The organism is Ruminococcus difficilis, from assembly GCF_016680995.1.
In genome coordinates this window covers 1-7,966 of sequence record NZ_JAEQMG010000049.1, presented here as the reverse complement: position 1 = coordinate 7,966, position 7,966 = coordinate 1, and the positions used below count along the sequence as shown (strand labels likewise).

General features: G+C 39.7%; 11 protein-coding genes. 3 read left to right on the top strand and 8 right to left on the bottom strand.

Going from position 1 to position 7,966, the window contains the following annotated elements; genetic code table 11:
* The 4 genes from JKK62_RS06655 to JKK62_RS06640 all read right to left on the bottom strand — a co-directional run.
* A partial coding sequence (locus tag JKK62_RS06655) for a DUF6414 family protein (protein WP_201427235.1) occupies positions 1–827 on the bottom strand: 827 nt, incomplete at its 3' end.
* 33 nt (positions 828–860) lie between these two features.
* A complete protein-coding gene (locus JKK62_RS06650) occupies positions 861–1,778 on the bottom strand; it encodes a BsuBI/PstI family type II restriction endonuclease (RefSeq protein ID WP_201427233.1) in 918 nt (305 codons plus the stop codon).
* Positions 1,723–3,264: an Eco57I restriction-modification methylase domain-containing protein gene (locus JKK62_RS06645; RefSeq protein ID WP_207752150.1), complete on the bottom strand. Its 1,542-nt coding sequence runs from the start codon at positions 3,262–3,264 to the stop codon at positions 1,723–1,725. The genes JKK62_RS06650 and JKK62_RS06645 overlap by 56 nt, the downstream gene beginning before the upstream one ends.
* A gap of 131 nt (positions 3,265–3,395) precedes the next feature.
* Positions 3,396–3,773, bottom strand: a complete 378-nt coding sequence (locus tag JKK62_RS06640; protein WP_201427232.1) for a TnpV protein — start codon at positions 3,771–3,773, stop codon at positions 3,396–3,398.
* Between the two features lie 144 nt (positions 3,774–3,917).
* On the opposite strand from JKK62_RS06640, the gene JKK62_RS06635 reads away from it, so the two are divergent.
* Positions 3,918–4,088: a hypothetical protein gene (locus JKK62_RS06635; protein WP_201427231.1), complete on the top strand. Its 171-nt coding sequence runs from the start codon at positions 3,918–3,920 to the stop codon at positions 4,086–4,088.
* 64 nt (positions 4,089–4,152) lie between these two features.
* On the opposite strand, the gene JKK62_RS06630 is transcribed toward JKK62_RS06635, so the two are convergent.
* On the bottom strand, positions 4,153–5,079 hold the full coding sequence (locus tag JKK62_RS06630; protein ID WP_201427230.1) for an alpha/beta fold hydrolase: 927 nt from the start codon (positions 5,077–5,079) through the stop codon (positions 4,153–4,155).
* Positions 5,076–5,696: a TetR/AcrR family transcriptional regulator gene (locus JKK62_RS06625; RefSeq protein ID WP_201427229.1), complete on the bottom strand. Its 621-nt coding sequence runs from the start codon at positions 5,694–5,696 to the stop codon at positions 5,076–5,078. The genes JKK62_RS06630 and JKK62_RS06625 overlap by 4 nt, the downstream gene beginning before the upstream one ends.
* A gap of 311 nt (positions 5,697–6,007) precedes the next feature.
* Here JKK62_RS06625 and JKK62_RS18060 point away from each other — a divergent pair, with 311 nt between their 5' ends.
* The gene (locus JKK62_RS18060; protein WP_436286299.1) at positions 6,008–6,085 is read left to right on the top strand and encodes a hypothetical protein; all 78 of its coding nucleotides are present in this window, start codon (positions 6,008–6,010) and stop codon (positions 6,083–6,085) included.
* Positions 6,086–6,115: 30 nt separating this feature from the next.
* Here JKK62_RS18060 and JKK62_RS06615 read toward each other — a convergent pair whose 3' ends face one another.
* Together JKK62_RS06615 and JKK62_RS06610 are read right to left on the bottom strand one after the other, a co-directional pair.
* On the bottom strand, positions 6,116–6,472 hold the full coding sequence (locus tag JKK62_RS06615; RefSeq protein WP_243411777.1) for a helix-turn-helix domain-containing protein: 357 nt from the start codon (positions 6,470–6,472) through the stop codon (positions 6,116–6,118).
* Positions 6,473–6,576: 104 nt separating this feature from the next.
* Positions 6,577–7,155 carry a CHAP domain-containing protein gene (locus JKK62_RS06610; protein ID WP_243411776.1) on the bottom strand — a complete coding sequence of 193 codons (579 nt, stop codon included), beginning with the start codon at positions 7,153–7,155 and terminating at the stop codon, positions 6,577–6,579.
* Positions 7,156–7,165: 10 nt separating this feature from the next.
* Here JKK62_RS06610 and JKK62_RS06605 point away from each other — a divergent pair, with 10 nt between their 5' ends.
* Positions 7,166–7,966, top strand: coding sequence for a hypothetical protein (locus JKK62_RS06605; RefSeq protein WP_201427227.1), 801 nt, complete (start codon positions 7,166–7,168; stop codon positions 7,964–7,966).

The window sequence follows — 7,966 nt, the reverse complement described above, 5'->3', positions numbered from 1 at the left end:
TTCGCTTCCACTCCAGCTAGCAATACATCGAACACATCAAGAACAGGGCTATCAGTTTTCGCTTCATCTTTTTCTGAATTATCATTATATGATGGGTTATCTTTGGGAATAATAGAAACATTCATTCCCAATTCTTTATTCACATCCAGATTATCAAGTGAGGTTTTTCCAACTTTAATAGCATAAACGCTCAAATCCATTTTTAATAAATCGCTAATTGTATATCCGTTTCGAAAAGAATTAATATTAAATCGAAGTATTACACGACTATTTCCTTTTGTTCCGACAAATTCATAGTAACCCTTTGCGTTTTTTAATACAGTATCTAATTTTTCTATAGCAATGCTATATTCACCAGCGGGTATTGAAGTACCATTCTTAAACATACTTAAATATGGAGAAACCATCACTATGTATGATAAGGAGTTTTCTACGGTAGATATTCGATAACCTTTGAATTTTTTTATAGTTCCTTTTGGAAGGCGTGAAACTGCTTGACTTTTTGTCGAGCCTTCTTTTGTCGCACCTTCTATAGTATTAAGAAAATCTGTAAGTATGGTATTTTTAACAATATTCTTAACCATTTTATTGGTATTAAAGGTTAGACCTGCTGACACCTCCGCAGAAGCGCTTGCTTCCCACCCAAGAAGAGCTTTAAAAACGCCGCTGATTCCTGCCTTACCTTTTGCATTACCACTCTGACCCTCACTAGCATCTCTTGATCGTAACAGCTCAGTGGTGGACTCAAGCTCCCCTCCTGCAACTATCTGAACATAGTCGGTTATGGACTCTTCATCAAAATAAACTATTTTACATATTTTTTCCATTATAAAACCTCTTGTAGTTGCTAAAAATCGAATTTATCTCGGTCCCAAAAACTTATCACCATTCAGGTGAATCATATGATCCGGCATATCGGCAATCCACACTTCTGTTTCCCAAGCAAGTGTTTCGGAAAACTTTTTAAATGTTTTGAAATCAAGGAAAGCCGTAACGAAGATTTTACCAGAAGATATATCGGCAGTCATTTCGTTAATCTCAATAATTCGTTTTGGATCCATAGGACCTACAGATGTGACCGATTCAATAAAATAAATCCAATTTCTTTCTTCCGAATATAGAACAACATCCGGCATTTTATCGTGCAAAGTTATTTCGAAGCCTAACTCCTTGAGCTTTTCTATGTTTTTAACAAGGTCTTTTTCAGTAGTATCACCAACATATAAGCATTCCGCATTTGGTGCAAATCTTGGAGCAAATTCTTCAATTATTGCTTTTTGAAGCTGATTATGTTTTCCCGGCGAGAATGTGAAATCTATTCCATTAATTCTAACAGGCATTTTTCTGAGCTCACGTTTTGATGAATATTGACTAACTAAAGACTCGTGGTTGGAAAGGAAAGCCTCTTTTTCAGATTGCCACCAAACGGTTCCGTATGTTTGAATTACTGCAAGCATTTCATCTGTTAACCGATAACGATAATTTGGACTGTTGGTCGCTTTTCCGTTATCCTCGATAAAGGCTGCATTTCTGTAATGATGTAATGCTTGTTTTCGGATAGTTTCACGACTGTTTTCAGCATATTCAACGTCATATTGCTCTTTTATATAACCAATAATATCGTGAATACGAATCCAGTTATTTGTAGCTTCAGACCAAGCTTGTTTTTTGTTTATCTGTGCCATTGCCAATAAAACATAACAGCACATATCAGACTGCTGCTTAACCGGCACTTGCAATTCTTTCAAAATATCTCTTGCTTCCTCTATCCGTTTCACAAATAAAACTCCTTAATATTTTATCACACGATTGCACCGAAGTATCGTGTTCGGCAATCAAATTTTTACCCATTGACTCAATCACATCCATAGGAGGAACAGGCATTGCATTAATCTCTGTGGAATTGACTTGTGTCGATCCATTCAATATACGATAATAGTCGTCGTATAACGTAGAATTGAATAGAACATATAGTCCGTAAATGATACACTCAGATAGATTCCTTAATCCACCGATAAAGTTTATCTTGTTTTGCGTACTGATTTGTTTATACTTAGGATAAACTCTCGATAAATAAACACCACATTGAAGTCTTCTGTGTTCTTCTTTCGCTGTAAAGCGTTTTACAAACAGATAGTTTGCATTATCTTGTAATAAACCTTGTTTGTCAGTAACGATATACTCGTTTTCTTTACCGATAGGAAAAATTACTTTGCCATTTTGTATATGCTGTGAATAGAACAACGGAACTGCATTATCCTCAGCTTTATTTCTTAATGTTTCTCGGTTTCTGAAATCTACAGTCAATCCTGTTTTCATTGGTATTCCCAACTTTGGCAGAGTATAAGACCAAGTATTTACTAATTCTAATGTTTTGATTTCAGAGGAATTAGTCGCTAAATATACATATTTATCTGCGCCCGAGACAATTGTATCGTATGGTGCCCAAAATGTTGATATACTTTCAAAATCCCGACTGCTTTGCGTCGTTGTAATACAGACTTTCTCAAGCTTTTCGTTTGATTTTTTTATCTTTATGATAATAGTTTCCTGCAATACGCTCTCTTTATCAAAAACCTTATCTCGACTTTCGAATAGGTGAATATGCTCTAAAACACATTCATTCAGAAGCTTTTGCCTGAATTTTTTAAAATATGCTCCCGATGTCCAAGAACGAGGAATAATATAAACCATCTCTGCGTTTGGCTTAAGATTGAAAACCCCCATAGCAGTAAACAAAAAATACAGATTGGGCGCGCCATAACATACATCAGGCATAGCTTTTGCTTCTGGTGCATCTTTTCCAATCTTCATATATGGAGGATTGCCGATAATTAAATCAAATTTTTCCGGTGTAGGATTTGCGCCAAGCCAATTGTTATATTCAAAGACTTGACTTGTAATATAGTTCTCTGTTCGTATCTCGTAATCAACATCTATGTTAGAATGCTTTGAAACCCAATTAAGATTATCTTCCAGAAGAGTGATAATATTAGTGTCGTTTTCATAACAAACAAGCTCAATATGATTGATTTGGTTATGAGAATGCAATTCCTCGATCAATGCTACGGAAAGAATACCTGATCCGGCACCTGCGTCCAATATTTTCAGACTTTGCTTATTAGATGGCAATACAAATAAGCCTGCCATAAACGAAGCAGTTTCTTTACTGGTAAAAAACTGTCCATAACGCTTGCGTAATGACTTAGGCATATTTTCAATATATTCATTTGTCTTGTTAATAACATAATCAAGAAGCTTCATAATACACGTCTCTATTCCGTAAATAATTAACCTAACCCATATTAATTATAATACAAAAATATAAATCTTTCAATACCGATAAACCAAAAACAGCCGCCAAGCAGGAATCATCCTACTTGACGGCGTTGCCTTTAGGAGTAAATCAACTCTGCGTTTATGATTTCCGTTGCACGGTTGCGGATATTGTTCATTCGCTTCACCCACAGCATTTGGTTTTCTGCTTTGAGCTGTTCGGTTACACCTTCCTTTTCGGCAAGTTGTTTTACTAACCGAAAGAACATATCCTCTGCCTGCTCGTCGATGTCGGCGAGGTAGGCGGTGAGCTTACAGCTTGTCAGCAGATTGGTATAGCGGATTTTGTGGTGTTGCTTGATGTAGCGTAAATGCCGCTTGCCCCAAATGCCGATTTCTACCTTTGGCTGTTCGGGCAGCTTCAAGCACGGCAGATAATAATCGCCTTGCAGCTCGTAGTGAATGCCTGTCTTTTTGTCGTAAATTCTCTTTTCCATTGTTCATCAACCTTTCATAATATATTAGCGTGCGTCACGCTGTTTTGACTTTTTGTATCCTCTCGCCTGCTCGATCAGATTGTTGAGTCTGTGCTTTCCAAAGCTTCTGACCGGTTTTTATTTTTCTTGAAAGGAGGGGTTAATATGTCGGAACAGCTCGTTCAACAACGAATCGAAACAGATGAAACAGAACAACAAATTTTTAATGATAACAAAGGAGAAAGATATGAAAACAATAGACAACGCTGTTCTGGCTTAGACAAACTCACGACACTTCAATCATCAACACCACCTCGCTATAAATGTATTCATTAGGGTTTGTACCCATTCTATTGCGTTCATGCAGCTACCTCCTGCTGAAAACAACATCTGTGCATTGCTATTCTGATATAAATTCAGCAACAGCCTTTTTAATTTCTTCACCATGACCTGTTAGCAAATGACCTCCGCTTTCAAATGAAATAAATGTGCAGTTTGGAAACCGTGATATTACCTTTTCTGTATCAGTATAGCTTGCCAGTTTATCGTCCTTAGCGTGAAAAATCAAAGTCGGAACCCCTAAATCTTCAATAGGATAATCTTCAAAGTTTCTTGCCATGTCGGGATTTGTAATGGAAGCGTCCAGTATCACACCGTCTTTCCTATCTTTGACAGGAAGCATACTGTAAATTGTAGACGGTTCCATTCCCATGATTGGCTCAAACAATGGGCTAATCAAAAACATTGCATAATCATTGCATAAGAACGCAGGCGGTCCTGCATATTCGGCATAGCTTTCGGGCTTTTCTGTGAGTGGCATTGCAGAACAATATAAAATCAGCCCCTTTGTCCGTTCTGGATAATCCAAAGCAAATCGGATTGCGATACTTCCGCCTGCTGATGTTGCCAAAAGATACACCTTTTCTATCCCTAATTCATCTAATAGTTCTATATATGCCGTTGCCTGCTCGGCAGGAGTTCCATTACCCAAAACATCACTACCTAAATATTCAAACCTTGACGGCGCAATGATTCTGTAATCAGCACTGAAATCTTTACAGGTATTATAGGCTTGGTCGTAGCCGCCAAAAATGCCGTGAACAGATAAGATTACTTCACCTTTGCCCTTATCAACATAGCTCATATCTCCATAACTCAAATGAGCTGTTTTTGCGCCATAAGCAGCAAGGCTCTCCTCGCTGGATTTTACTGCCATATTACACCGTATTCCTTGAACAATCAGATAGACTGTAAGGACAAGTAAAATACCACCCGTTATGTATATCCACATACGCTTATACCAAACCTTTTCTGTTGATTTTTTCATTCTCGCAGCCCCTTTCGCTTATAGGTTTTACAAAACTCTTGTACCATTAAGGCGAGTTCCTGTTTTGCTTCCTCTACCTCGTTGGGGCGCATATCATATTTTTGCAACAAATAAAAGATAGGGGTATAAAAGCGTAACGCAATAATATGGGGGTTATCCCTCTTAATAACTTTGGCGTCCATAAGGTCAGAAAATATTTTTTCTTCGTGGGCAACAGCACCACCTATGAACAAATCTTCAAACAGTTTATTAAGCTCTGGGTTATGATAGCGCTCTATCATCAACATTTTTCGGAATTTTGCTGCCACATTATCCTGTAAATAAAATAGAAAAAGTCCATTTGCTACCTCAATAAGCTGTTCTTCGGTAACTGTCTCATAAGAAAAGGAAGCTGTCTTGCTTCCCGGCAGTTGCAAATCGTTTCTGATATTTCCCATGCGCTCCGAGAAAACTTCAACACAGGAATTAAAAATGTCCTGCTTGTTTTTATAGTGCTTATATAGTGACGGCGTTTTAATGCCTACCGCTTCGGCAATATCCCCGACATAAACCGCACTATATCCTTTTTCTGAAAAGAGTGATAGGGCTTCATTCAATATTTTTTGTTTTGTTGTCATACTGCACCTCTCTTTTTGCTAATTCTAATTAGCCTTCTTTATTATAAGCTAATTCTGATTAGTTGTCAATCCATACGAGTAAAAGTTTACAAATAAATCGGATTTTAGCCTTTTTATTTCCACTTATAAGAATTAGAATCTCCTATCACAAGAGATTTCACATCGTTTAACTGGAAGCCACATCTCTGTAAAATATAAGAGTAAGATTTTCAGAGTATAGGTGGTGAGCTAATGGACGAAAGGAACAATCATTTTGATTTCGATTTCACTCCGATAGGACAGGCAATCAAAAAGCCCGTGAAGCCAGAGGAATGACAAGGGAACAGCTTTCTGGAATAATCGGCTATGCCCCCAGACACATTCAATCTATTGAAAATGAGGGGCAGTAATATGTAAGCCGTCCTGATGGGCGGCGATTTCTATTTATAGTTATATCTCCAATCGTCATACTGTTCTTTACTGATTTCGCCTTTAGAATAGCTTTCATACTTCCTATGCCATTCGTTAATTGCCATTTTCAGTTTGTCGGATGCGCAGTTTTCAAGCGTGAAGCGAAAGCTGTATAAATCCTCCAAGATAAACAAGGTGTGCATCACGCCGGATATGGTATCAAGATCGGGAACGGAGAATGTGTCGGGAGAAACACCAAGTTCGTTAGCGATTTTGAATAAGAGATCGTCTTTTGGCGTTCTCGTTCCGCTTTCATACTGCGAGATACGAATATCCGCGTTGTTCTCAGGCAAGCCTACCGCCATACCCAAATACTTCATTGTCATATTCCTCTTTTTACGAATGAATCTAATTCTTTTGCCTATCATTTCAATAAGCTCCTTTCAACGTTATGTATCAGATACCGCCCAAACGGACGGTATCTTTTGCTTTAGTATGCCGGAGCGCCGTAGCCCTTTATCTCATAATAACCGATAGGATATGAGTTTTCCTGACAGGCGTCGCTTGAATTGCCTTCGATAGTGTAAACTCTGCCGCCTTCGACTTTCTCGACGATACCTGTATGATCGCCGCCGCCATCGAGACCGTCATACGCCCAATCGAAGAAGATTATCATTCCTGCCTGCGGTTCCTCGTCCTTGTCAAGCCACTGACCTTTCGCCTTGAACCAATCAGCGCCGTCATCGACGACGGAATACTTCGGAATGATACCGTCCTCGATATAGCCGCACTCATTGGCGCACCAACTGACGAAACAGCAGCACCACTCGACGCGAGAGCTGAATCCATACCAAGACCAATAAGGCTGACCACCGACATTACCGAGCTGTTCCTGCGCTACCTTAACAATATCGCTGTTCGCGCCGCCCGATATGCCGTGCAGTACATCAAGCCAAAGGACATTGTTCTTGTCCTCCAGAAGCGCACGGCACATTTTCTTTTGTTCGGCAGTAAACGATTTCTTATCCATCATCGTTTCGAGATCGAGGTGCGAGGTCGTGATATACAAGGTTAGTATTATGAATGAAAACAATGGTAAAGGCTGGAGGTGTGGATTATCGGCGGTTGTTTTTTTGTTTGTTCTGATTGTATCCGTCAAAACGGGGCTTTGGATGATATCACTTCTTTTCCTTCTGATCTATATTCCCTTTGGGATATACGCTTGGTTTCGGGAAAAGCCGCCTGAATCTTCCGAAAAGCATCCTGAACCCCAAAAAGCCGTCGTTTCCGAAGCTTTGGCCGAAAAGAAAAACTCACCTGCGCCGCAAGAGGCTGGTTCAAGAAAGAAAAGTCTTACACTGTTGGGGGAATGCGGATTATACGGAACCGGCGCGCGGATAATATCGACCGACAAGGGTTTTGAGCTGTTCGTTGAATATTACGGTTCAAATACTTATGAGCATTTCGGCGTGAACGATTTCGTTCCGGATGAAGTTATCAGGCAGAATAGTCTGCAGGCGTTGCAGGATTGGATGAACGCTCACCCCTCGCAGACGTTTCATGAAGAAATAACGGTTAAGGAGTCCGATTACATAGAGTTTCTGCGCAGCTGCGGCATTGATGTGGAAGCAGGGAGCAGTCAAATAATTGATGAATATCCCATGACGGATGCGACGCCAGAATGCGCGGAGCCCTACTGGAAGCTCTTGCTGCAAATCGGCGAAGCAGCCTGCGCGGCAGACGCGTCAATGGTTACTAAGATATACCGCGATCCCAAAACGGATTTGTATTATCAGACCGATATCAACGGGCGCGTGCTTGTTTCGCTTACACAGGAACAAGTCAAAGCGATACAGCAAAAACACAGCCAAGGGGATTAG

What these genes read in the sequence shown, in the direction of transcription:
- JKK62_RS06625 (WP_201427229.1), bottom strand. Translation starts at nt 5,696, where the DNA reads ATGACAACAAAACAAAAAATATTGAATGAAGCCCTATCACTCTTTTCA.
- JKK62_RS06645 (WP_207752150.1), bottom strand. Translation starts at nt 3,264, where the DNA reads ATGAAGCTTCTTGATTATGTTATTAACAAGACAAATGAATATATTGAA.
- JKK62_RS06635 (WP_201427231.1), top strand. Translation starts at nt 3,918, where the DNA reads ATGTCGGAACAGCTCGTTCAACAACGAATCGAAACAGATGAAACAGAA.
- JKK62_RS18060 (WP_436286299.1), top strand. Translation starts at nt 6,008, where the DNA reads ATGACAAGGGAACAGCTTTCTGGAATAATCGGCTATGCCCCCAGACAC.
- JKK62_RS06605 (WP_201427227.1), top strand. Translation starts at nt 7,166, where the DNA reads ATGAATGAAAACAATGGTAAAGGCTGGAGGTGTGGATTATCGGCGGTT.
- JKK62_RS06615 (WP_243411777.1), bottom strand. Translation starts at nt 6,472, where the DNA reads ATGACAATGAAGTATTTGGGTATGGCGGTAGGCTTGCCTGAGAACAAC.
- JKK62_RS06630 (WP_201427230.1), bottom strand. Translation starts at nt 5,079, where the DNA reads ATGAAAAAATCAACAGAAAAGGTTTGGTATAAGCGTATGTGGATATAC.
- JKK62_RS06640 (WP_201427232.1), bottom strand. Translation starts at nt 3,773, where the DNA reads ATGGAAAAGAGAATTTACGACAAAAAGACAGGCATTCACTACGAGCTG.